This is a genomic window from Kitasatospora sp. NPDC101108, from assembly GCF_055584725.1.
In genome coordinates, this window is the sequence record NZ_JBVJLM010000002.1 from 145,348 (window position 1) to 167,711 (window position 22,364).

Below are 22,364 nucleotides of genomic sequence, written 5' to 3' on the forward strand. Positions count from 1 at the left end.
CCCCCACCCACCACACCGACAATGGACCCATGGACCGCACCAAGGAGATCGCCGGCTTCCTGCGCTCCCGCCGCGCACGCGTCACCCCCGAGGAGGCCGGGCTGCCCGTCGACGGGCGCGTCCGCCGCGTACCCGGCCTGCGCAGGGACGAGGTGGCCCGCCTGGCCGGTGTCAGCACCGAGTACTACACGCGCCTGGAGCAGGGCCGCGCCCTCAATCCCTCCGCCGAGGTCGTCGACGCGATCACCCGCGCGCTACGCCTGGACGACACCGAACGCGAACACCTCACCGACCTCCTGCACTCCGGCACCCAGCGCCCTCACCGGGCCGCCTCCGCCGCCAAGGCCCAGCGGGTCCGGCCCGGCCTGCACCTGATGCTCGAAACCCTCGACCACGTACCGGCGTTCATCCTGGGCCGCCGCACCGACGTACTGGCCTCCAACCGGCTCGCCCGGGAGGTCCTCACGGACTTCGACGCCCTGCCCGCCACCCACCGCAACCTGGCCCGCTACTACCTCCTCGACCCCCGGGCCCGCGAGCGGGTGGGCGACTGGGCGCGGATCGCCGCCGAAACCGTGGCCATGCTCCGACTCGAAGCGGGCCGCTACCCGGACGACCGCCGGCTCGCCGACCTGGTCGGCGAACTCACCCTGAAGTCACCGGAGTTCACCGGATGGTGGAATGACCACCGGGTGCTGCGCCGCACCCACGGCGCCAAGCACTACCACCACCCGCTCGTCGGGGACCTGCACTTCTCCTACGAGTCCTTCCAGGTCCCCGGCGACGCGGAGCAGACCCTGTGCGTCTACAACGTCGAACCGGGCTCCGAGACCGCCCAGTCCCTCCGGGTGCTGGCCAGCTGGACCGCGCCCGGGATCCCCACCCGCTGACCCGACCGGCTCAGCCGCGCAGCGGGCACCCGGTGCCCACGCGCGCGTCCAGGTCCGCCCGCAGCGAGGCCAGCTCGGCCATCCGCTCGTCGATGATCCGGATCTTGTCCCGCAGCAGCGCGGACAGCGCCTCCGCGCCGTCGGGCGCGTCGCGCAGCCGCTCGCCGTGCCGGGCGATCTCGGCGAGCGTGAAGCCGAGCGCCTGCGCGGTGCGGACGTAGTGCAGCCAGGCCACCGCCTCCGGCGGGAAGTCACGGTAGCCGTTGGCCTGCCGCCGGCCTTCGAGCAGGCCGATCTTCTCGTAGAACCGAACGGTGTCCCTGCTGACGCCCGCCTGCGCGGCCAGCTCCCCGATCCTCATGATCCTCCGCCGAACGATCCCCCGCCCCCACTCCCCGCCGAACCGTGGGCTTGACCTTGGACAGTACTCCACTGTCTACCGTGAGGCCGTCCGCCACCAAAGACCGGCAGGAGCCCCCTCATGACCCACCAGCCCGCCCCGCTCGCCCCTCCCCGCGCCGCCGCCTACATCCGCCTCGTCCGTGCCAGCGCCTGGTACGACCTCGTCGTCACCGCGGGATTCGCGACCCCGTGGACGTACGCGCTGCTGCACGGCGCGCTGTCCTCGCTCGGCACCTGGTCGGGGCTGGGCGCCCTGCCCGCCCTCGACCCGTTCCAGACCCTGTACGCGAACCTGATGGGCTCGGTCGTGGTGGTCTGGGCGCTCCTGCGAATCCTCCAACCGCGGGCGCTGCACGGCCTGTTGGACGGAATCGCGCGTACGCTGTTCGCCTCGTGGCAGGCGTACGCGCTGGCCCACGGCGCCACCCGGGTGCTGTGGTTCTTCTTCGTCCTGGAGGCGACGTTCGGTGTCGTGCAGCTGCTGCCGTGGTGGCGGGACCGCGCCGCTCTGCTCGCCTCCGCCCGCCGCACCGAGCCCGATCCCACCACCCCGTGAGAGGTGTGCGATGACGCAGAACGTGCCGGACTTCTCCGCCCTGCTGAGGGGCGCGCGGCGCACGGCCGTCCACCTGGAGATGCGTGACGTCTACGGCGTCGCCGAAGAGGCGGCCGCCTTCGAGGAGTTCAGGCGCTCCGGCGCCGTCGACCTCGACCCGGACTCCGCCTTCTGGGCCGGCTGGCTGCCCCTGGTGCGCGAGACCGTCGCCCGGGGCGTCGTCCTGCGCCGGGCCCGGATCGTCTCCGAGCCCGTGACGGACTACATCCGCTGGGAGCACGCCCTCACCACCGCCAACCTCGCGGCTGGGGAACAGGTCCGCTGGCTCCCCCGGCGTCTCGCCTCCGACCTCGCCCTGCCCGGCAACGACCTCTGGCTGATCGACGACCGCCTGGTCCTCTTCCACTGGTTCACCGGCGACGGCGCCTGGGCCGGCCACGAGTTCACCGAGGACCCCGCCCTGGTGAAGACGGTCTCCACCGCCTTCGAGGCCGTCTGGGAGCGCGGGACCCCGCACGACCGCTTCACCGTCTGAACCCGCGCCCCCGGCTCACCTCCCAGCCGGCTCCCAGCAGCCGGTCAGCGGACGGTCAGCCTTCTCACCCCCTTCTCATCCGCCGCGCCTAGCCTCCGCGCATGAACGTCTCCCTGCTCGACGGCTGGTTCCCCTGGACGGTGCAGGCCGCCGCCCTCGCCCTGTTCGTGGCGGCGGCGGGTTGGCGGGACCGGAACTGGCAGCGCAAGTGGGGGCCGATCGCGCTCGGGACGGCGCTGGCGATCACCGCGGTCCTCGCCGTCGGCGTGCTCACCCTGAGCGGGATCACCGACCCGATCCCGTACGGGGTGTGGCTGTGGAGCGGGGTGGCGATCGCGGCGCTCTCGGTGCTGGGCTTCGGCTGGCGCGGCGCCAGGTGGTGGCGGCGGCTGCTGGTGGCACCGACCGTGCTGCTGGCGCTGTTCTGCGCCGCGAACAGCGTGAACATCGCCACCGGCTACTACCCGACGATCGACGACGCGATCGGCGAACTCAGCGGCCAGCCGCTGCCGGACCAGATCACCCTGGCCGAACTCGGCTCGATCCACGGCAAGACCAGGACGGGCCGCATCGTACAGGTCGACATCCCGGACACCGCGAGCGGCTTCGCCCACCGCCAGGAGCTGGTCTACCTGCCGCCCGCCTGGTTCCGCAGCCAGAGCCGGCCCAAGCTGCCCGTGCTGGAGATGATCGGCGGCGAGTTCGCGGCGCCCGACAACTGGATCCGCTCCGGCAACGCGGTCAGGACCGCCGACGAGTTCGCCGCCAAGCACAACGGCTTCGCCCCGATCCTCGTCTTCGTGGACGCCACCGGAGGTTTCCGGGTGGACACCGAGTGCGTGGACGGTCCGCACGGCAACTCCGAGAGCCACCTGCTCAAGGACGTCCCGCCGTACATCCAGAAGACGTTCAACGCCGCCACCGACCCCCACAAGTGGGGCGTGGCCGGCTGGTCGATGGGCGGCACCTGCGCCGTCGACCTGGTCGTCGAACACCCCAACCGCTTCACCCACTTCGGCGACTTCTCCGGCGACAAGGGCCCGTACATCGGCGACAAGGACCACACCATCCAGGAGCTGTACGGCGGCGACGCGGCGGCCTGGGCCGCCCACGACCCGCTGACCGTGCTCGCCCACCACCCCAAGTACCAGGGCGTCTCCGGCTACTTCGGCCAGGGCGACGAGGAGCACGGCCAGATCGAGGCCGCCAAGACCCTGAAGGCAGCCGCCGACAGGGACGGCATCCGCACCACCTCCACCGTCGGCTCCGGCAAGCACACCTGGCAGACCGGCGCCGCCACCTTCACCCAGGCCCTCCCCTGGCTCGCCGCCCAACTCGGCGTCCCGGGCACCCACCCCCAGCCGTAACGTCCGGGGGCGGCCGTCTCCAGCCGTAACGGCCGGCACGCGCTCCGGTCGTAACAGCCCGGTCCGGATTCCGTCCGGATTCGGTACCGGGCGCACCCGAACCGCCACCCTGAGCGGACGTCACGACACGGACCGTGGGTGGGATCACACCCGTCCGCGGCCGGGAGGAAGCCTTGGTGTCGGCCGGGTCGGCGGGCCGGGCGGGTGGCGCTCCGGACGGGTACGATCCACCGCCGGAGCGTGCGCCCGGCAAGGGATCCGCGGGGTCCGGGGGCGGCCGGATCCGGCGGCCGCGGCCGTGCTCCGCCCATCGCTTCCGCCGCGGCCGCACACATGTTCCCCACCAGCCCGCTGCAACTGACGCACTCGCCCGGCACCCGGCGGGAATCCCGCTTTGCTCCCGGCGCCCCCGTGGCATAAGTTTCGTCCGCCGTCGACGCAGCGCCCGGTCTGACCAACCCTCAGACCAGCGGTGAGCTGCGGAGCCAGGGGGCCTGACGGCAGCACGAAACGGGGGAGGAACAGCCATGCCGAGTGCCCGCAGCCACGGGTCGGCCGGGCGGCGAGGACGGGCGGCCGCAGCGCCGCCGTCCCCGGCCTTCGCCCGGAACCACGACACCGGACACGCGAGGAATCGTCAGTTGCGCAGCAGCACCCGACTGGTCACCGCCACCGCCGCCGCCCTGCTCTGCGTGGGCGCCCTGAGCGCCTGCGGCCCGAACAACGGCGGCCAGGACGGCGGCAAGACCGCCGCCCCCGCACCGACCGGCACCGCGGCGACCGGCCCGGCGCCCACCGGCGCTCCCGCCACCGGGGGAAGCACGCCGAAGCCCGACGCCAAGGGCGGCATCCCGGCCAAGGCCTGGATGGACACCAAGAGCATCCCGATGGACGAGACCTACCACTACGCCCCGCTGGCCGCCAACGCCAAGCCGGTCACCGGAGCGGTCGGCTTCAAGGGCATGGAGCTGTGCCACTCCCCGCTCCCCAAGGGCGAGGAGTTCCTGTTCACCGGGGGCACCGCCAAGGCCAAGGCCTCGGTGGGCTTCGGCGGCGACCGCTGGACGGCCCAGCAGACGCTCTTCTTCTGGGGTGACCCGACCCACAGCAGCGGCACCGGTCAGACCACCGGCGTCATCAAGGACGACCTCGTCGCGGCCGTCAAGGACTGCGCCAAGTCCGCACCGGGCGCCACCGTGAAGGTCAGCAGCGCGGCCGACGCACCGGACTTCGCCGCCACGGTGACGGTTCCGCAGGCCGACGGCTCCACCGTCACCCTGCACGAGTACGTGGTCAACGCGGGCGGGACGATCAGCGAACTGTCCGTCTGGGCCACCACCAAGGGCGGCGCCCAGCCCAAGGACGCCTGGAAGGCGCCCGACGACAAGTACGTCGGCACCGGCATGACGTCCGCGCTCTGCGAGGCCCTTCCCGGCTGCTACTAGATCCGGGCGGCCGAGCCGCACGACGGGGAGGCCGACCCGCACGACGGGCGGCTGACCCGCACGACGGGCCGCCGACCGCGGCGGCCCCGCACCACCCACACAGACGGCCGCCCGGCCCGTCCGGCACAGGGGACCGGACGGACCGGGCGGCATCACACTGCCCGCCGGCTCAGAGCCCCAGGCGGCTGAGCGCCGTGGTCCAGTCGCTCGCGATCGCGCTCCGGGCGGCGTCCAGCGTCACCTTGTGGGCGCACACCGCGTTCTTCAGTCTGGTCTCGACCGAGTCCTTGCTCTGCGCGGGCTCGTTGCCGTAGCGCGGCTCGGGCCACAGGTTGCGCGGGTCGCGCGGCGCGCCACCGAGCTCCAGCGGGACGAAGTGGTCCTCCTCGTAGTCCGACAGGTTGGTGTCCGAGTAGCCGTACCGGGCTATCTGCTGGACCTTCAGCGCGTTGGTGTAGCTGGTCGACGGGCGCACGGTGGCGGTCCAGCCGGAGACGCAGATGGTCCGGCCGATGGTGGCCTGGGTGACGTCCGGGTTGTACGCGCCGGGGGTGCAGGCCGGGTCGGGCAGCGGCAGGTACGCCTGCGAGCAACTCGCCGCGAGCGTGCCGGACTTGGCGGCCACGTGCGGGGCCGGGACGGCGGCCTGCGCGGTGCCGGTGGCGAGCCCGGCGGCGGCGAGGGCGGCCGCCGCGGCGACGACGGTGAGACGCTGACGGAGCATCATGGGGCGCTCTCCAGGGCCGGCCCGGCCGATCGCCGGGCGACTGTGCCCATGACAGCACCGTTCGCGCGGCCACCGTCAGCCCCGGGACGTGAACGAGTGGTGACCACCCCTCCACATCCGCCCGCGCGTCAGTCGACCAGCAGCCGTGCCAGCAGCGCCGCCGGCCCCTCGGGCAGGCTGCCGTGGACGAGTTCGGTGCGGTGCACCAGCCGGGGCGCGGCGATCGGCGCGTGGTCGACCCCGGGCGCCCCGGCCACCACCGGCTCGGGAAGCAGGGTGAGCCCGTGCCCGGTGGCGACCAGCGCGAGCAGCCCGTGCAGATCGGTGCCCCGGTAGCGGGTGGCGGGACGGAAGCCGTCGGTGCCGGTGGCGGCCCGCAGCCGGGCCGCGGTCGGCGTGAGGTCGGGGGCGTCCAGCCAGCGCGCGGCCGACAGGTCGGCGAGGGCGAGTCCGGCGCGTCCGGCGCGTCCGGCCAGCGGGTGCCCGGCGGGCAGGGCGACGGCGACGGGCCGCTCGTCCACCGCGACCGTGGTCAGCGGGCCGACCTCGGGCAGCGGCAGCGGGTCGCTGGGCGCGGCCAGCCCGTCGATCAGCGCGAGGTCGACCTCGCCGGTGGCGACCCGGGCCGCCAGCACGTCCTGGGCGAGCACCCGGACCACCGGCTCCACCAGCGGGTACGCCCGGCGCACCTCGCCGAGCGCGCGCCCCAGTGCCACCCCGACCGCCAACGGGGTTGCCCCGAGCACCAGTCGGGCACTGGGGGCATCGGCCAGGCGCGCGACGTCGGCGCGCGCCGCCTCCAGCCGGACCAGCAGCGGGACGGCGTGTTCCAGCAGCCGCCGCCCGGCCACGGTCGGGCCGACCGGTCGGCGCACCAGCAGGGCGGTACCGAGGTCCGCCTCCAGCGCGGCGATCTGCTGGGACACCGCTGACTGGGTGTAGCCGAGCTCCCGGGCGGCCTCGGAGAAGGAGGCGAGCCGGGCGACGGTGGCGAAGGTGCGCAGCTGCTGCGGATCCACGGCGGTCATCAACCGTTCTGATCGACGGGTAAGAAATCATCGTTGGCGCTGATCTCGGGTGCGGGGCCAGGATAGCCGCATGACCTACCTGACCCCGCGGGTCGCCCTGGTCGGCGACCGCTCCCCCGCCGTCCGCTCGCACGCCCGCATCCCCGGTCTGCTCGACGCCCTCGCCGAGCGCGACCAACTCGTCCTGGACGCCTACTGGATCCCCACCGAGGACGCCGGGGCGCCGGGCGCGCTCGACGGCTTCGACGCGATCTGGCTGCTGCCCGGCAGCCCGTACCGCAGCGAGGCCGGCGCCCTGGCCGCGATCCGGACCGCCCGCGAGGGCGGCATCCCCTTCCTCGGCACCTGCGCCGGGTTCCAGCACGCGGTGCTGGAGTACGCCCGCAACGTCTGCGACCTCGGCGAGGCCGTCCACGGCGAGCAGGACCCGGACCGCGAGCAGCAGGTGATCGTGCCGCTCGCCTGCTCTCTGGTCGGCCACGAGGGCGCCGTCGTGATCACCCCCGGCACCCTGGCCGAGCGCGCCCTCGGCGCCACCGGCACGATGGAGCGCTACCACTGCAACTACGGCCTCAACGCCGACTACCTGGACCGGCTGCGCGCCCACGGGCTGCGCTTCAGCGGGGCGGACGGGTCCGGCCAGGTCCGGATCCTGGAGCTGCCCGGGCACCCGTTCTTCCTCGCCTCGCTGTTCCAGCCCGAGCTGTCCGGCGACGGCACCCGGGCCCACCCGATGATCCGCGCCCTGGCCGAGGCCGCCGTCGCCCACGCGGCGCTCGGCGAGGCGACGCCCGTCTGACCGGTCGGCGGCCCCGTCACATCGGCAGTGAACGCAGCCGCACCGGCCCCTCCGGCCACCCGGCGTCCGCCGCCAGCGGCCGCCACATGGTGCACAGCGGCATCACCGCGAGCCGGCCCTCCGGCTGTTCGACCGTCACCTCCTCGGCCACCTCGCGGAAGCCGAGCCCCCGGTAGAACATCGCCAGCGGAGGGCGGCAGAACAGCAGCGCGTACCGGAAGCCCAGCGCGCGCCCGTGGTCCACGGCGGCTCCGACCACGGCGTGCGCCAGGCCCTCGCCCCGCCGCTCGGCGGCGACGCACACCCCGCCGACGCCCACCGCCGCCAGGTCGGTGCCGCCGACGGTGAGCGGGACGGGGAGCAGCCCGGTGTGGGCGACCAGCCGGCCGTCGGCGGCCCGGACGCCGAAGTGGATCTCCTTGGGCCGGAAGGTCAAGCCGGTGTAGGCGACGCCGTACGGATCCTCGCCCGGGCCGAGGATCTCCTCCTGATGGGCGCGGGAGTACTCCTCCAGCCGCTCGACGGCCAGCGGTCCCGCAGAAAAACGATCATTCATCACGCCATGCTCCATTCCCACGGGTGCGGCGTCCAAGTCCCGTCCCGGCCGCCCGGTACCGGTGATACCGGCCACTCGATACGGGCCACTCGATACCGGCCACCTCGGCCCGGAGATCATCCCGGGCGCCCCGGGTGTGGAGGCATGCCCCTCCTGCGCCAGCCCACCGACCAGCCGGCCGACGACCTCCTCGCGCCACCGCTGCCCGACCCCCGAGGGCGGCTTCGCCGCCCGGGCCCGACTGCCGCTCAGGGTGGTCTGAGGCCGGAACGGAGGCGGCCGCTACGCGGCGGCCCGCTCCACCAGCTCCGCCCACACCTCGTCGACCCGCGCCGCCAGCGCCTCCAGCGACCCGCCGTTGTCGATCACCAGGTCGGCGATCGCCAGCCGGTCCGCCCGCGAGGCCTGCGCGGCCATCCGGGCCCGGGCCTCCTCGACGGCCATCCCGCGCAAGCGCACCAGCCGTTCCACCCGTACCTCGTCGTCGGCGTCGACCACCACGACCAGGTCGAACAGCGGGGCCAGCCCGTTCTCGGTGAGCAGCGGCACGTCGTGCACCACGACCGCGTCCGGTGCGGCGGCCGCCTCCAGTTCGGCGGAACGGGCCCGCACCAGCGGGTGGACGATCGCGTTGAGCGCCCGGAGCTTCTCCGGGTCGGCGAACACGATCGCCCCGAGGGCCGGGCGGTCCAGCGTGCCATCCTCCCGCAGCACCTGCGGGCCGAACTCGGCGACCACGGCCGCCAGGCCGTCCGTCCCGGGGGCGACCACCTCGCGGGCGATCAGGTCGGAGTCCACGATCACCGCGCCGTGCGCGGCGAACAGCCGGGACACCTCGCTCTTGCCCGCGCCGATGCCACCCGTCAGTCCGATCTTCAGCATGGCGTCAGGCTACCGGCGCGGCACCGGGGCCGTCAGCCCAGCTCCAGGCTCTCGCTCTCCCCGAGCACCACCAGCTCCGCGCCGCCCACGCCCGGCCCGTCCGGCCCGAGCAGTCGGGTGGCCACCATCTGCCCGATCGGGCTGAGCGTCGCCTCGTGCACCGGGACGGCCCGGCGGGGGCCCGACTCCCGGACGTAGTCGATCACTTCGGAGGCCTTGCTCCACGGCGCCGCGAGCGGGAGCAGCAGCGTCTCCACGGCGTGCGGCGGCAGGGTGAAGGCGTCGCCGGGGTGGAACAGCCGGCCGTCGAAGAGGAAGCCGATGTTCTTCACCCGCGGGACGTCCGGGTGGATCACCGCGTGCCACTCGCCGTGCACCGAGACGCCGACCCCGCCGATCTCGAAGGCGTCGCCCTCGCCGACCACGGTGACCCGCTGCCCGAGGCCGTCCAGCTGGGCGGCGACGGCGTCGTTGGTCCACACCCGCAGGGCGGGGTCGGCCTCCAGCGCGGCGCGCAGCCGGGACTCCTCGAAGTGGTCCATGTGCTCGTGGGTGATCAGGACGGCGTCCGCCCCGGCCAGTGCGGCGGGGTCGGTGAAGGCGCCGGGGTCGACGAGCAGGGTGGCGTCGTCGTGCTGGATGCGTACGCAGGCGTGTCCGAACTTGGTGATTCGCATGCCGAAACCATACAGCACGACTGTACAGTCTTGCTGCATATCTTCCGGATAGACTTCTCCCATGACCAGCGACGCCCCGCACCCGGACACCCTTGACCTCGCCGCCGACCTGCGCACCGCCCTCGGCAGCCTGGTCCGCACCCTGCGCGACAGCGACGACCTGCCGCCGAACCAGGCCGCCGTGCTCGGCCTGCTGGTCCGCGACGAACGCTCCTACACCGTCGCCGAACTCGCCGACCGCCGACGCGTGCGCCACCAGTCGATGGCCCGCACCGTCGCGCTGATGACCGAAGCCGGCCTGGTCGCCCAGCAGCCCCACCCCACCGACGGCCGCAAGCAGCTGATCGCCGCCACCGAGGCCGGCCGCGCCGCCCTGCTCGACCAGCGCGCCCGCCGCGAGCACCACATCGCCACCGCCATCGAGACCCGCCTCAGCGCCGAGGAACAGGCCCAGCTGCGCGTGAGCGTCGACCTGCTCCAGCGCCTCAGCTGACCGCTACGGCGTCTGCCCCGACCCGGACCCGACCAGCTCCGGCCGCTCCGTCTGCGTCTGCGCCTGTGCCGGGATCACCGGCTGCTCGATCTCCGGCAGGTCGACGTGCTCGCTCAGCCCGAACCGCCGGTGCAGCCGCCGCAGCGGAGCGGGCGCCCACCAGTTGAACTCGCCGAACAGACTCATCGCGGCGGGCACCAGCAGGCAGCGCACCAGGGTGGCGTCCACCGCGACGGCCACCGCCAGCGCGATGCCCATCTGCTTGACCATGAGCATGTCCCCGAGCGCGAAGCCCGCGAAGACGATCACCATCAGCAGCGCCGCCGAGGTGATGATCCGACCACTGCGCTGGACGCCCAGCTCCACCGCCCGGACACAGCCGTGCCCGCGCTCGGTGAGCTCCTTGATCCGGGCGAGCAGGAACACCTCGTAGTCCATCGACAGCCCGAAGGCGAAGGCGAAGACCAGCACCGGGATGAAGGTCTCCAGCCCCCCGGTCGGGCTGAAACCGAGCAGCCCGCTGAGCCACCCGTCCTGGAACACCAGGGTCAGCGCGCCGAGCGAGGCACCCAGCGACAGCAGGTTCATCAGCAGCGCCTTGACCGGCATCACCACCGAGCCGGTCATCAGGAACAGCAGCAACAGCGTCCCGGCCGCGACCAGGCCGAGCGCCCACGGCCCGCGCGACAGCAGCTCGTCCTTGAAGTCCACCACCGAGGCCGCGCCGCCGGTGACGTACGTCCTCAGCCCGCCCCGGTCGGCCCGCAGCTCGTCCACCACCCGCTTGGCCGTGTCGCCCTGCGGGTCCCCGTGCACCAGCACGTCCACCGTCGACACCTTGTCGCCGACCGGCGTCACCGCCCGCACCCCGCTCACTCCGGGCAGCTCGGCGACCACGTCGTCCGCGTACGCCTGCGCCACCTTCGCTCCGCCCTCGACCACCACGGTGATCGGCGCGGCCGCGACCTGCGGGAAGCGGTGGTCGACCGCCTCGGCGACCTGCCGCCCGGCCGAGGAGGTGGGCAGCACGGCCGCGCCGGAGCTGCGCATCTCGGCGTGCAGGAAGGGCGCCCCGGCCGCCATCAGCAGCGCCACCGCGGCGAGCGTCACCAGCACCGCCCGCTTGCGGACCCGGCGGACGGTCCGGCTGAAGAAGCCCTCGTCCGGGACGGGCGCGCTCGGCGTCCTGATCCGCGAGCCCGCGAAGCCGAGCAGCGCGGGCACCAGGGTCAGCGCCGCGGCGACCGCGATCACCACCACGCTCACCCCGGCCGCGGCGACGGCGCCCAGCACCGGGCTGGTGAAGACGAACAGTCCGGACAGCGCGACGGCCACGGTCAGCCCGGAGAAGGCGACGGTGCGCCCGGCGGTCGCGGCGGTGCGCTCGACGGCGGCGGCGATGCCCGCGCCGTGGCCGCGTTCCTCGCGGAAACGGTTCACCATCAGCAGCGCGTAGTCGATCGACAGCCCGAGCCCCAGCACGGTGGCGATCGGCAGCACGCTGGTGTCGATGTCCATGATCCGGCTGAATCCGAACATGGCCAGCAGTGCCCCGCCCACCGAGGCGACGGCGCCGATCACCGGCAGCGAGGCGGCGGCCAGACCGCCGAAGACCAGCACCATCACGACCAGGGTGAGCGGCAGGGTCACCATCTCGCCGAAGCGGGTGTCCTGCTCGGTCTGCTTCTTGACCTCCTGCTGGAGCACCAGGTCCCCGCCGACGGTCACGTGCGCCCCGCCCGTTCCGTCCAGCGCGGCGAGCCGGTGGGTGACCGTGTCGGTCTGCGCGGAGCTCGCGTCGGCGGCCATCCGTACGGTGACCAGGCTCGCCGTCCCGTCGGTGGCCCGCAGCGCGGCCGGGCCGGGGCCCGGGCCGTACGCGTCCTGGACGCCGGAGACCCCGGGCAGGGCGGCGATCCCGGCGGTGGCCCGCTGGACGGCGGCGCGCACGGCAGGGTCGTCCACCGGCTTGCCGTCGACCACCGCGGTGACCGTGCCCTTGGCCGGATCGGCCGCGGCGACCACCGCGCTGCCCCGGTCGGCCTCGGCGGTGGCGGAGGAGGCCCCGGCCACCGACCCCTCGAAGACCCGGCCGCCGATCAGCACCCCGACGACCAGGACGGCGGCCCAGAAGCCGAGCACCCAACGGCGGTGGCGGAAACAGAACCGGCCGATCGCGGCGAGCCGGCCGCCGACCACAGTGGTGGGGGCGGCGGGGGAGGGGTTGCGCATGGAGGAGCCTTTCGGGCAGTTCCACTCAATGTAGGTGCAACCCGAACTCCGGCCTATAGCAGGGCGATGAGCCTCATCTCACATTTCCCTACACATAAACCGCACATAAGTCAAACCGGAAAACGAAGGCCGCACGCCGGCCCGGGAAACGCGAAACGGGCCCCACCCGGACGAATCCGGATGGGGCCCGTTCCCTAGCTGTCAGCTAGCGGGGGGCGAGAGCCTCAGCTCTGGCCACCGGCCAGCTTCTCGCGCAGGGCGGCCAGGGCCTCGTCGGAGGCCAGGGCGCCCGAGCCCTCGTCGCTGCTGGACGAGTAGGAACCACCGGCGGCGGCGGCGACGGCGTCGCCACCCTCGGCAGCGGCCTCGGCGTCGGCCTCGCGGCTCTTGATGACCTGGGCCTGGTGCTGCTCGAAGCGGGCCTGCGCCTCGGCGTACTGGCGCTCCCACTCCTCACGCTGCTTCTCGAAGCCGGGCAGCCAGTCGTTCGCCTCGGGGTCGAAGCCCTCCGGGTAGATGTAGTTGCCCTGGTCGTCGTACGAGGCGGCCATGCCGTACAGGGTCGGGTCGAACTCGACCTCGGCCGGGTTGGCACCCAGGGCCTCGTTGGCCTGCTTGAGCGACAGGCTGATGCGACGACGCTCCAGGTCGATGTCGATGACCTTGACGAAGATCTCGTCGCCGACCTGGACGACCTGCTCCGGGATCTCGACGTGGCGCTCGGCCAGCTCGGAGATGTGGACCAGACCCTCGATGCCCTCGTCCACGCGGACGAACGCACCGAACGGAACCAGCTTGGTGACCTTACCCGGAACGACCTGGCCGATCTGGTGGGTACGGGCGAACTGCTGCCACGGGTCCTCCTGGGTCGCCTTCAGCGACAGGGAGACGCGCTCGCGGTCCATGTCAACGTCGAGAACCTCGACGGTGACCTCCTGGCCGACCTCGACGACCTCGGACGGGTGGTCGATGTGCTTCCAGGACAGCTCGGAGACGTGCACCAGGCCGTCGACGCCACCCAGGTCCACGAAGGCACCGAAGTTGACGATCGAGGAGACGACGCCGGAGCGCACCTGGCCCTTCTGCAGGGTGGTGAGGAAGGTCTGGCGGACCTCGCTCTGGGTCTGCTCCAGCCAGGCACGGCGGGACAGGACCACGTTGTTGCGGTTCTTGTCCAGCTCGATGATCTTGGCCTCAAGCTCCTTGCCCACGTAGGGCTGGAGGTCGCGGACGCGACGCATCTCGACGAGCGAGGCCGGGAGGAAGCCGCGGAGGCCGATGTCGAGGATGAGACCACCCTTGACGACCTCGATGACGGTACCGGTGACGATGCCGTCCTCTTCCTTGATCTTCTCGATCGTGCCCCAGGCACGCTCGTACTGAGCGCGCTTCTTGGACAGGATGAGACGACCCTCCTTGTCCTCCTTCTGGAGAACCAGGGCCTCGATGTTGTCACCGACGGCGACGACCTCGTGCGGGTCAACGTCGTGCTTGATCGAGAGCTCGCGGGACGGGATGACGCCCTCGGTCTTGTAACCGATGTCGAGGAGGACCTCGTCACGGTCGACCTTCACGATGACGCCCTCGACGATGTCGCCATCGTTGAAGTACTTGATGGTCTCGTCGATCGCGGCGAGGAACGCGTCCGCGTCGCCGATGTCGTTGACCGCGACCTGCGGGGTGGTGCTGAGGGAGGAGTCGGTGGGGCTCGTCATTAGGAAAAGGGCTCCGGTACGGACATGAAAGTCGTAGGTAATGCCACGCGGAGGGCCCGTATCGCTCCCACCGAAAGCCGGACAGCCAAGAACACGGCGCACCGGTGATCCCGTGACAACGAGAACCGGCGTCCGTCTTGCGACCGTGGGGTCTTCGACAGATGCGAGCGCGACCTGCTCCGTCCGAGGCGCGCAGGCCCGCAGCGCAACTTGTAGCATACGGGGACGGCCAGGCACGGTCAACGCCAAGAGAGGCAAGACGGTGGAGCCCGGTACGGATCAGGCCATATCCTCCGATTGCGCACCTCGCGGTGGCGCTCGCAGGGGCCCTTCCCCGGATGCCACCGCCAGGATCCGGCCCCCGAGAGGGGCCGGTTCGCGGCAGCGGCGCTTCCGCACTCCATACCCTACGCGATGGGCATTGTCACCGTGGCCACCACCCCCCAGTCCTCCCTTCACGATCTTGACCCATCCGTCGACGAGGACGACACCGGCGACGACGCGGTACGGCGCGCGGCCGGGCTCGGGGAGAGCAGCCGGGCGAGCCGACACTGGTGGGACCGCAACGCCGACGAGTACCAGGACGAGCACGGCGAGTTCCTCGGCGACGACCGCTTCACCTGGTGCCCCGAGGGCCTGGACGAGGCCGACGCCCGTCTGCTCGGTGACGTCGCGGGCCGCGACGTGCTGGAGATCGGCGCCGGCGCCGCCCAGTGCTCCCGCTGGCTCGCCGCCCGCGGCGCCCGCCCCGTCGCCCTGGACATCTCCTACCGCCAGCTCCAGCACTCCCGCCGGATCGACCTCGGCCGCGGCACCGCGCCCGTCCCCGTCGTCCAGGCCGACGCCGCCGTCCTGCCCTTCGCCGACGCCTCCTTCGACCTCGCCTGCTCCGCCTACGGCGCCGTGCCGTTCAGCGCCGACACCGAGCGCCTGATGCGCGAGGTGCACCGGGTGCTGCGGCCCGGCGGGCGCTGGGTCTTCTCGGTCACCCACCCGATCCGCTGGGCCTTCCCCGACGAGCCCGGCGTCGAGGGACTCACCGCGATGTCCTCCTACTTCGACCGCACCCCCTACGTCGAGCAGGACGAGAACGGCAACGCCACCTACGTCGAACACCACCGCACCCTCGGCGACCGGGTCCGCGAACTCGTCGCCGCCGGCTTCCGGCTGATCGACCTGGTCGAGCCCGAGTGGCCGGCCGGGCTGGAACAGGAGTGGGGCGGCTGGTCCCCGCTGCGCGGGCGGCTGATCCCCGGCACGGCGATCTTCGTCACCGAACGGGGCTGAGCCCCGTGAACCCCGCGTGGCGCGAACTGCCGGTCCGCACCGCCCTGCCCGCCCTGCACGAGGCGCTCGACACGGACGGCACCGCCGTCCTCGCCGCCCCGCCCGGCACCGGCAAGACGACGCTGGTGCCGCTGGCCCTGGCGGGGCTGCTGGATCCGGGTGCCGTCCGGCGCGTCCTGGTCGCCGAACCGCGCCGGCTCGCCGTACGGGCCGCCGCCCGGCGGATGGCCTGGCTGCTCGGCGAGTCCGTCGGCGGCCGGGTCGGCTACACCGTGCGCGGGGAGCGTCGCGTCGGCGCGGAGACGGTCGTCGAGGTGGTCACCACCGGCGTGCTGCTGCAACGGCTCCAGCGCGACCAGGAGTTGCCCGGGGTGGACGTCGTCCTCCTGGACGAGTGCCACGAACGACACCTGGACGCCGACACCGCGCTCGCCTTCCTGCTGGACGTCCGGGCCGCGCTGCGACCCGAACTGCGGCTGGTCTGCGCCTCGGCCACCTCCGACACCGGGGCCTGGGCCGAACTCCTCGGCGGTGCGCCGGTGGTGGAGGCGCACGGGGTGTCCCACCCGGTGGACGTGGTCCAGGCGCCCCCGCCGCGCACCGTCCGGCCCGCGCACGGGACGCGGGTCGACCCGGCGCTGCTCGACCACGTCGCGGCGGTCGTCCGGCGGGCTCTGGCGGAACGCGACGGGGACGTGCTCTGCTTCCTGCCCGGCGTCGGCGAGATCGCCCGGGTGGCGGGCCAGTTGGGCGGTGTGGCGGCCGAGGTGCTCCAGCTGCACGGGCGTGCGCCGCAGGCCGTCCAGGACGCCGCCCTCACTCCGTCCGCTTCCCGACGGGTCGTCCTCGCCACCGCCGTCGCCGAGTCCTCGCTCACCGTGCCCGGCGTGCGCGTCGTGGTCGACGCCGGCCTCGCCCGCGAACCCCGCACCGACCACGCGCGCGGCCTCGCCGGACTCGTCACCGTACGGGCCTCGCTCGCCGCCGCCCGCCAGCGCGCCGGCCGTGCGGGACGCGAGGCCCCGGGGACGGTGTACCGCTGCTGGCACGAGGCCGAGGACGCGCGGGCGGCACGGTTCCCCACCCCGGAAATCGCGCTCGCCGACCTCACCTCGTTCGCTCTCCAGGCCGCCTGCTGGGGCGACCCGGACGCCACCGGCCTCGCCCTGCCGGACGCTCCGCCCGCGGGGGCGATGGCCGCGGCCCGGCAGACCCTCGTCGCCCTGGGCGCGGTCTCCCCCGACGGGCGCGCCACGCCGCGCGGTGTGCGGCTCGCTCGCACCGGGCTGCACCCGCGGCTCGCCCGCGCCCTGGTCGACGGGGCTCCCGCCGTCGGCGCGCGGCGGGCCGCCGAGGTGGTCGCCCTGCTCTCCGAGGAGCCCCCGCGCGCCCTCGGCGACGACCTCAACGCGGTCTGGCGGACCGTGCGCACCTCCAAGGACCCGTACGCCGGACGCTGGCGCGACGAAGTCCGCCGCCTCCTGCGCGCCACCTCCGACGAACCCGCCACCGCGCTGCCCGACGCGACGGCCGCCGGCCTCGTGGTCGCCCTCGCCTTCCCCGAACGCATCGCCCGCGCCCGGGTCGAGCGGCCCGCGCCCGGCGAGCGCAGCCCGTACCTGATGGCCTCGGGAACGGCCGCCGAACTCGCCCCCGACACCCGGCTCGGCGCGCTGCCCTGGCTCGCCGTCGCGGTCGCCGACCGCCCGGCCGGCTCGCACTCGGCCCGCATCCTGCACGCCGCCGCCCTGGACGAGGACACCGCCCGCCAGGCCGGCGCGGCCCTGCTCGCCCCGCGCGAGGAGGTCCGCTGGGACACCCGCCGGAACGACGTCGTCTCCCGCCGGCTCGAAGCCCTCGGCGCCATCGAGCTCGCCGAGAAGCCCCTCGACCGCCCGGATTCCTCGCTCGTCCGCGCCGCCCTCCTCGAAGGCCTCTCCCGGGAGGGCGTCAGCGCCCTGCTGACCTGGCCCTCCCCCGGCCTGCGCGAGCGTCTCGCCTTCCTGCACGCCGCCCTCGGCGACCCCTGGCCGGACGTCTCCGACGCGGCGCTACTGGAACGCGCCGACGAGTGGCTGGAACCCGAACTCTCCCGCGCCCGCCGCCGTGCCGACCTCGCACAGATCGACACCACCGCCGCCCTGCAACGCCTGCTGCCCTGGGCCACCGGCGAAGCGGGACGCCTGGACGAACTCGCGCCGGAGCGGATCACCGTGCCGTCCGGCTCGAAGATACGAGTCGACTACAGCACCGAACGCCCGGTGCTGGCAGTCAAGTTGCAGGAGCTCTTCGGCTGGGCCAAGACCCCCGCCCTGGCTGCCGGCCGCGTCCCGCTGACCATCCACCTGCTGTCCCCCGCGGGCCGCCCGGCCGCCGTCACCGGCGACCTGGAGAGCTTCTGGCAGAACGGCTACCACGCCGTCCGCGCGGATCTGCGGGGCCGCTACCCCCGCCACCCCTGGCCGGAGGACCCGACCACGGCAGAGCCCACCCGCCGGACCAACCCGAGGAACTGACCCTCAGGAGCGCGAGAAGCCCTTCGCGCCCGGCGCTGCTCACGAGCACTCCTCGGCCGCGGAGCCGGCCCGGAAAACCGTTTGGAGGACCACCGAGCCCCCTGCTACGTTTCCGGGGAGGCCGTGCGAGAGAACAAGGAGGTGGTACCCGTGAACGCAGTATCGACATGGGTGCTCCCCTCCGGGGTCACGGTCGGGCGATAGGTCGTCCGGGAGCGCCGTCATGAGCACTCCCGAAAGGCACGACCATGCATTTCACTTCTGAACAGCACCTCGACGAGGGTCTCGTCGAGCGCGCGTTCACCCTCGGCGAGATCCCCGGCATCCTGTGGACGCCCGCATCCGCGTCCGCACCGGTGCCGCTGATCCTGCTCGGCCACCCCCCGCTCGGGCTGCACAGGATGCACCCCCGGCTGGCGGCCCGGGCCCGGCAGGCGGTGGCGGACGGCTTCGCCGCAGCCACCATCGAGCTCCCCGGAAGCGGCGACCGGCCCCGATGGGCCGCCGTCGAACAGGCCCGCGCCGACCTGCGCCGGGTCATGGAGGCCGGCGAACCGGTCAGCGAGGAGATCATCGACGCCCTCGTCCTCCCGCTCGTCGACCAGGCGGTCCCGGAATGGCAGGCCGCCCTGGACGCCCTGCTGTCGCTGCCCGAGATCGGCGGCCCCGTCGGGTACTCGGGGGGAATGATCTCCATCGGCGTCCGCCTGGCGGTGGTCGAGCCGCGCATCGTGGCCGCCGGCCTCTTCGCCGGGAGCTTCGTGCCTCGCGCCATCGTCGAGGAGGCCCGCCAGGTCACCATCCCGCTGCACGTCCTGCTGCAGTGGGACGACGAAGGGAACGACCGGCAGGCGGCCCTGGAGCTGTTCGACGCCTTCGGCTCCAAGGAGAAGACCCTGCACGCCAACATGGGCGGGCACACCGGAGTCCCGCGGTTCGCGGGGGACGCCGCGGCCCAGTTCTTCACCCGGCACCTGAAGTGACGCCCGGCAGGCGGTAGGCCTGTCCGCCGGGATCTGCTCGACGAGGGCGGATCCCGGCGCTCCGCCGCTGTGCTCCGGCGTGGCGCCCGGTCCTTTCAGGTGAAGTTGCGAGCTCAGCGCCCCGGGCCGCCCGACGCCCCGGGAAACCTCCTGCTTGCCGGCCACTCATTCGGAGCGGCCGGACCCCCACCCCGGAGGACCCATGCGCCTCGCCCCCCGCTCCGCCGCGCTCGGCGCCGCCGCCCTGTTCGTCACCGCACTGGCCGGCCCGGCCCCCGCCGTCGCCACCCCGGCCGTCCACGGCGCACCGCAGGCCCCGGCCGGCCGCTACCTCAACCTGCACCAGTGCGTCTACAGCAGCCCGCTCGGGCAGCCCACCTTCGACCTCATGACCACCCTGGTCCCGAGCCTCGACGGGCGTTTCAGCGCGGCGACGAACGTCTCCGACACCCCCGTCCCCAACGCCGTGTGCGGCCCCGGGGACGGGAGGTACGAGCCCAACGTCTACACGGCCGCCGAACCGTACGACCTGACGTCCGGCCGCTACCTCAACCTGCACCAGTGCATGTTCTGGAGCGACTTCGACCTCGACCACCTCACCACGGTGGTGGGGACCACCGACGCCAAGTTCGTCGCCGGCACCAACGTCTCCGACACCCGTGACACCGCGGTCAGCTGCGGCGGCGGGGGCACCGACCACCCCATCCCCCTGCTGTCGAGCGTCACGCCCCTGGACCTGACCGCCGGGCGGTACCTGAACCTGCACCAGTGCATGTACTACTTCGACGGCTACCGCGACCACATCACGACCTTCGGCCCGAGCGGGGACGGGCGGTTCAGGGCCGGGACGAACATCTCCAACACCCCCGACACCACGCCCTCCTGCGGCCAGGGCGACGGGCGGTACCAGTTCGTCCCGATCCTCTCCGGCGTCAAGGCCCTCCTCATCCACTGAGACCCGCCGCCCCCGCCACGCACGGGAAGTCGCCCGCCGACTTCCCGTGCAACACCGCCCACCTGCGCGGTCCCCGACCCGGCACGCGCCGGCGAACCCCGGAGCAGTCACCGAAGTCGGCCCGCGCCCGCGGGTGGGGCCCCGGACGTCGGCAGGCCGCCCCGCCCTACGACCCGGCCTGCTGGTAGAGCGTCACCAGGAGGCCGTGCACCGGCTCGCCCTCCGGATCCTCCTCCGTCTCGTCGACCAGTGCGGCCAGCGCCTCGGCCAGCCGTGCCGCCCTGGCCGGGTTGAGCCGGATGTGGCGCAGCGTCAGGAGATGGTCGACGGGCGAGCGGTCCAGCTCCTGGGCGACGGCGCCGAACAGTGCGGCCGTGCCCTCCGGCTGCGGTTCGTCGACGAGGAGCCGCTCGGCGGTCCTCCGGTAGTACTTCTCGGTGCCGCCGCGCACCCGCCGCGTTCCCGCGTCCTGGACCAGCCCCGCCTCGCACAGCACCCGGAGGTGGTGGGACACGCTGCCCTTGTTCACTCCCAACCGCGCGGCGAGCCGGCTGATCGTCGACGGCCGGGCGCTCAGGGCGAAGAGCAGGCGCTGGCGCACGGGGTGGGCGAGTGCGGTGTGCTGCACAGGAGTGCTGATCCGCTGGACGACTTCGTCTGGTTGATGGCTCATCAGATCAAGCGTTAAGTACGTTTGACGCTTTGGCAAGCCACTGCTCTACTCCCTCCCATGACCTCCACCACCATGCCTCCCGCGCTGGACGCCGCCGCCGTCGTCACCTCGATCGCCGACCTGGTCAGCGAGAACTACGTCTTCCCCGAAGTCGCCCGGCAACTGGCTGCCCTGCTGCGGAGCCGGAGCACCGAAGGCGCCTACGCGGCGGGATCCGCCGAGGAGTTGGCCGAGGCGGTCACCGCGGACCTGCGGACCGTCAACGGCGACCTGCACCTGGCCCTCAAGTACCACGCCGTGCCGGTGCCGCCGAACCGGGGCGAGGCCGCACTCGCCGCGATGCGCAGGGAGTTCGACGCCTCCATGAGCGGGGTCCCGCGCGTGGAACTCCTCGACGGCGGCGTCGCGGTGCTGGAGATCGCACCCAAGATGTTCCCGCTGGACTGGGCGGCGCAGCCACTGGCCGCGGCACTCTCGCTGGTCGCCCCCGCCCGCGCCCTCATACTCGACCTGCGCCGCAACACCGGTGGCGACCCCGACACCGTCGCCTTCATCTGCGGCTACCTGCTCGACGGCCGCACGCACCTCAACACCCTGGTCTCGCGGCAGGGAGAGGTGGCCGAGCAGTTCTGGACACCCCCGTTCGTACCGGGTGCCCGCTTCGGCGCCGACAAGCCGGTCTACGTGCTGACCAGCGCGAACACCTTCTCCGCGGCCGAGGAGCTGTCCTACGACCTGCAGCAGCTCGGGCGCGCCGTGATCGTCGGGGAGGCCACCCGGGGCGGCGCCCACCCGCGCGACGGCTGGACGGTGCACCCGCACCTGGAGCTGAGCGTGCCCGTCGCCCGCGCGGAGAACCCGGTCTCCGGCACCAACTGGGAAGGCACCGGCGTCCAGCCCGACGCGCCGTGCGCCGCCGACGCGGCCCTCGACCACGCGCTGACCCTGGCCCTGGCGCGCCTGGCCTGATCCTCGTCCGGCCCGCGGCCCGCGGGACCGGGTGCCCGGCTGGACCGGACCGCGGACCATGACCCCTGCCTGACCCGAATCTGCGAGAGTCGGCCCCATGCACTACGTCATACGCCGAATGACCGGCACGGAGCACCGGCAACTCCGCTCGATCAGGCTGGAGGCACTGCGCGACTCACCCACGGCCTTCAGTTCCTCCTACGAGGACACCGCCGCCCTCCCCGACGACGCCTGGCGGCAGCAGGCCGCCGTCGGGGCCTGCGCCCAGGAGTCGGCCACGTTCGTCGCCGCCGACGAGGCCGGAAACTGGGTCGGGATCGCCGGTGTCGGGCCCCTCCCGGACGTCCCGGACCACGTTCACGTCCACTCGGTCTACGTGGCCCCGCAGCACCGCGGGCCCGTCGGCCCCGCCGCCGACCTGGTGAGGGCGAGCATCCACTACGCCCGGGTCAACACCGACGTGCGGTGGTTGACCCTGGGCGTGCACGAGGGCAATGAGCGGGCGCTGGCGTTCTACCGGCGGCTCGGCTTCGAACTCACCGGCAAGGTGGTCCCCTACGGCCTCAACCCGGCCGAGAAGCTGCTCATCCTGGGCTACCCGGACTTCCGCAGCCCCTCCCGGACCCCGGAGCAGCCGTAGGAGAGAAGCCCTCCGACAGCCGCGAACCGGGATCGGC

At 73.3% G+C, this 22,364-nt stretch carries 22 protein-coding genes; 13 read left to right on the forward strand and 9 right to left on the reverse strand.

Going from position 1 to position 22,364, the window contains the following annotated elements; translation table 11 throughout:
• Positions 1 to 29 precede the first annotated feature (29 nt).
• Positions 30 to 890 (forward strand): helix-turn-helix transcriptional regulator, encoded by an 861-nt coding sequence (locus tag ACZ6Z8_RS05420; RefSeq protein WP_465606594.1) that lies wholly within the window; start codon positions 30 to 32, stop codon positions 888 to 890.
• Between the two features lie 10 nt (positions 891 to 900).
• On the opposite strand, the gene ACZ6Z8_RS05425 is transcribed toward ACZ6Z8_RS05420, so the two are convergent.
• Entirely contained in the window at positions 901 to 1,251 is a 351-nt protein-coding gene (locus tag ACZ6Z8_RS05425; protein ID WP_465606595.1) for a MerR family transcriptional regulator, read from the reverse strand.
• 120 nt (positions 1,252 to 1,371) lie between these two features.
• Between ACZ6Z8_RS05425 and ACZ6Z8_RS05430 the strand changes: the two genes are divergently transcribed.
• The 4 genes from ACZ6Z8_RS05430 to ACZ6Z8_RS05445 all read left to right on the forward strand — a co-directional run bounded on the left by ACZ6Z8_RS05430 (position 1,372) and on the right by ACZ6Z8_RS05445 (position 5,195).
• Complete coding sequence (locus ACZ6Z8_RS05430) at positions 1,372 to 1,848, forward strand: hypothetical protein (RefSeq protein ID WP_465606597.1); 477 nt, start codon at positions 1,372 to 1,374, stop codon at positions 1,846 to 1,848.
• A gap of 10 nt (positions 1,849 to 1,858) precedes the next feature.
• Positions 1,859 to 2,383, forward strand: coding sequence for a DUF6879 family protein (locus ACZ6Z8_RS05435; protein ID WP_465606599.1), 525 nt, complete (start codon positions 1,859 to 1,861; stop codon positions 2,381 to 2,383).
• Between the two features lie 101 nt (positions 2,384 to 2,484).
• Positions 2,485 to 3,750 (forward strand): alpha/beta hydrolase, encoded by a 1,266-nt coding sequence (locus tag ACZ6Z8_RS05440; RefSeq protein WP_465606601.1) that lies wholly within the window; start codon positions 2,485 to 2,487, stop codon positions 3,748 to 3,750.
• A 641-nt stretch (positions 3,751 to 4,391) separates the two neighbouring features.
• Complete coding sequence (locus ACZ6Z8_RS05445) at positions 4,392 to 5,195, forward strand: hypothetical protein (RefSeq protein ID WP_465606603.1); 804 nt, start codon at positions 4,392 to 4,394, stop codon at positions 5,193 to 5,195.
• A gap of 169 nt (positions 5,196 to 5,364) precedes the next feature.
• Here the strand turns inward: ACZ6Z8_RS05445 and ACZ6Z8_RS05450 are convergent, their stop codons facing one another.
• Together ACZ6Z8_RS05450 and ACZ6Z8_RS05455 are read right to left on the reverse strand one after the other, a co-directional pair.
• Complete coding sequence (locus ACZ6Z8_RS05450; protein ID WP_465606605.1) at positions 5,365 to 5,922, reverse strand: hypothetical protein; 558 nt, start codon at positions 5,920 to 5,922, stop codon at positions 5,365 to 5,367.
• Between the two features lie 128 nt (positions 5,923 to 6,050).
• Complete coding sequence (locus ACZ6Z8_RS05455) at positions 6,051 to 6,950, reverse strand: LysR family transcriptional regulator (RefSeq protein ID WP_465606607.1); 900 nt, start codon at positions 6,948 to 6,950, stop codon at positions 6,051 to 6,053.
• A 70-nt stretch (positions 6,951 to 7,020) separates the two neighbouring features.
• Here ACZ6Z8_RS05455 and ACZ6Z8_RS05460 point away from each other — a divergent pair, with 70 nt between their 5' ends.
• Complete coding sequence (locus ACZ6Z8_RS05460; RefSeq protein WP_465606609.1) at positions 7,021 to 7,749, forward strand: CTP synthase C-terminal region-related (seleno)protein; 729 nt, start codon at positions 7,021 to 7,023, stop codon at positions 7,747 to 7,749.
• A gap of 16 nt (positions 7,750 to 7,765) precedes the next feature.
• Here ACZ6Z8_RS05460 and ACZ6Z8_RS05465 read toward each other — a convergent pair whose 3' ends face one another.
• From ACZ6Z8_RS05465 to ACZ6Z8_RS05475, 3 genes are all read right to left on the reverse strand, one after another.
• On the reverse strand, positions 7,766 to 8,305 hold the full coding sequence (locus ACZ6Z8_RS05465) for a GNAT family N-acetyltransferase (protein WP_465607471.1): 540 nt from the start codon (positions 8,303 to 8,305) through the stop codon (positions 7,766 to 7,768).
• A gap of 282 nt (positions 8,306 to 8,587) precedes the next feature.
• Positions 8,588 to 9,187 carry a dephospho-CoA kinase gene (gene coaE / locus ACZ6Z8_RS05470; RefSeq protein WP_465606611.1) on the reverse strand — a complete coding sequence of 200 codons (600 nt, stop codon included), beginning with the start codon at positions 9,185 to 9,187 and terminating at the stop codon, positions 8,588 to 8,590.
• A 32-nt stretch (positions 9,188 to 9,219) separates the two neighbouring features.
• Positions 9,220 to 9,864: an MBL fold metallo-hydrolase gene (locus ACZ6Z8_RS05475; RefSeq protein WP_465606613.1), complete on the reverse strand. Its 645-nt coding sequence runs from the start codon at positions 9,862 to 9,864 to the stop codon at positions 9,220 to 9,222.
• 61 nt (positions 9,865 to 9,925) lie between these two features.
• On the opposite strand from ACZ6Z8_RS05475, the gene ACZ6Z8_RS05480 reads away from it, so the two are divergent.
• On the forward strand, positions 9,926 to 10,357 hold the full coding sequence (locus ACZ6Z8_RS05480; RefSeq protein WP_465606615.1) for a MarR family winged helix-turn-helix transcriptional regulator: 432 nt from the start codon (positions 9,926 to 9,928) through the stop codon (positions 10,355 to 10,357).
• Between the two features lie 3 nt (positions 10,358 to 10,360).
• Here ACZ6Z8_RS05480 and ACZ6Z8_RS05485 read toward each other — a convergent pair whose 3' ends face one another.
• Together ACZ6Z8_RS05485 and rpsA are read right to left on the reverse strand one after the other, a co-directional pair.
• A complete protein-coding gene (locus tag ACZ6Z8_RS05485) occupies positions 10,361 to 12,589 on the reverse strand; it encodes an MMPL family transporter (protein WP_465606617.1) in 2,229 nt (742 codons plus the stop codon).
• Positions 12,590 to 12,813: 224 nt separating this feature from the next.
• Entirely contained in the window at positions 12,814 to 14,304 is a 1,491-nt protein-coding gene (gene rpsA / locus ACZ6Z8_RS05490; protein ID WP_238740199.1) for a 30S ribosomal protein S1, read from the reverse strand.
• Positions 14,305 to 14,718: 414 nt separating this feature from the next.
• Between rpsA and ACZ6Z8_RS05495 the strand changes: the two genes are divergently transcribed.
• The 4 genes from ACZ6Z8_RS05495 to ACZ6Z8_RS05510 all read left to right on the forward strand — a co-directional run bounded on the left by ACZ6Z8_RS05495 (position 14,719) and on the right by ACZ6Z8_RS05510 (position 20,045).
• Positions 14,719 to 15,591, forward strand: coding sequence for a class I SAM-dependent methyltransferase (locus ACZ6Z8_RS05495; RefSeq protein WP_465606619.1), 873 nt, complete (start codon positions 14,719 to 14,721; stop codon positions 15,589 to 15,591).
• Positions 15,592 to 15,596: 5 nt separating this feature from the next.
• Positions 15,597 to 18,107, forward strand: coding sequence for an ATP-dependent helicase HrpB (hrpB, locus tag ACZ6Z8_RS05500; protein ID WP_465606621.1), 2,511 nt, complete (start codon positions 15,597 to 15,599; stop codon positions 18,105 to 18,107).
• 248 nt (positions 18,108 to 18,355) lie between these two features.
• Positions 18,356 to 19,090: an alpha/beta hydrolase gene (locus ACZ6Z8_RS05505; protein WP_465606623.1), complete on the forward strand. Its 735-nt coding sequence runs from the start codon at positions 18,356 to 18,358 to the stop codon at positions 19,088 to 19,090.
• Positions 19,091 to 19,292: 202 nt separating this feature from the next.
• Positions 19,293 to 20,045: a hypothetical protein gene (locus ACZ6Z8_RS05510; RefSeq protein WP_465606625.1), complete on the forward strand. Its 753-nt coding sequence runs from the start codon at positions 19,293 to 19,295 to the stop codon at positions 20,043 to 20,045.
• 166 nt (positions 20,046 to 20,211) lie between these two features.
• Here the strand turns inward: ACZ6Z8_RS05510 and ACZ6Z8_RS05515 are convergent, their stop codons facing one another.
• Positions 20,212 to 20,718, reverse strand: a complete 507-nt coding sequence (locus tag ACZ6Z8_RS05515; RefSeq protein WP_465606627.1) for an ArsR/SmtB family transcription factor — start codon at positions 20,716 to 20,718, stop codon at positions 20,212 to 20,214.
• 57 nt (positions 20,719 to 20,775) lie between these two features.
• On the opposite strand from ACZ6Z8_RS05515, the gene ACZ6Z8_RS05520 reads away from it, so the two are divergent.
• Positions 20,776 to 21,687 (forward strand): S41 family peptidase, encoded by a 912-nt coding sequence (locus ACZ6Z8_RS05520; protein WP_465606628.1) that lies wholly within the window; start codon positions 20,776 to 20,778, stop codon positions 21,685 to 21,687.
• Positions 21,688 to 21,784: 97 nt separating this feature from the next.
• A complete protein-coding gene (locus ACZ6Z8_RS05525) occupies positions 21,785 to 22,327 on the forward strand; it encodes a GNAT family N-acetyltransferase (RefSeq protein ID WP_465606630.1) in 543 nt (180 codons plus the stop codon).
• Positions 22,328 to 22,364 lie beyond the last annotated feature (37 nt).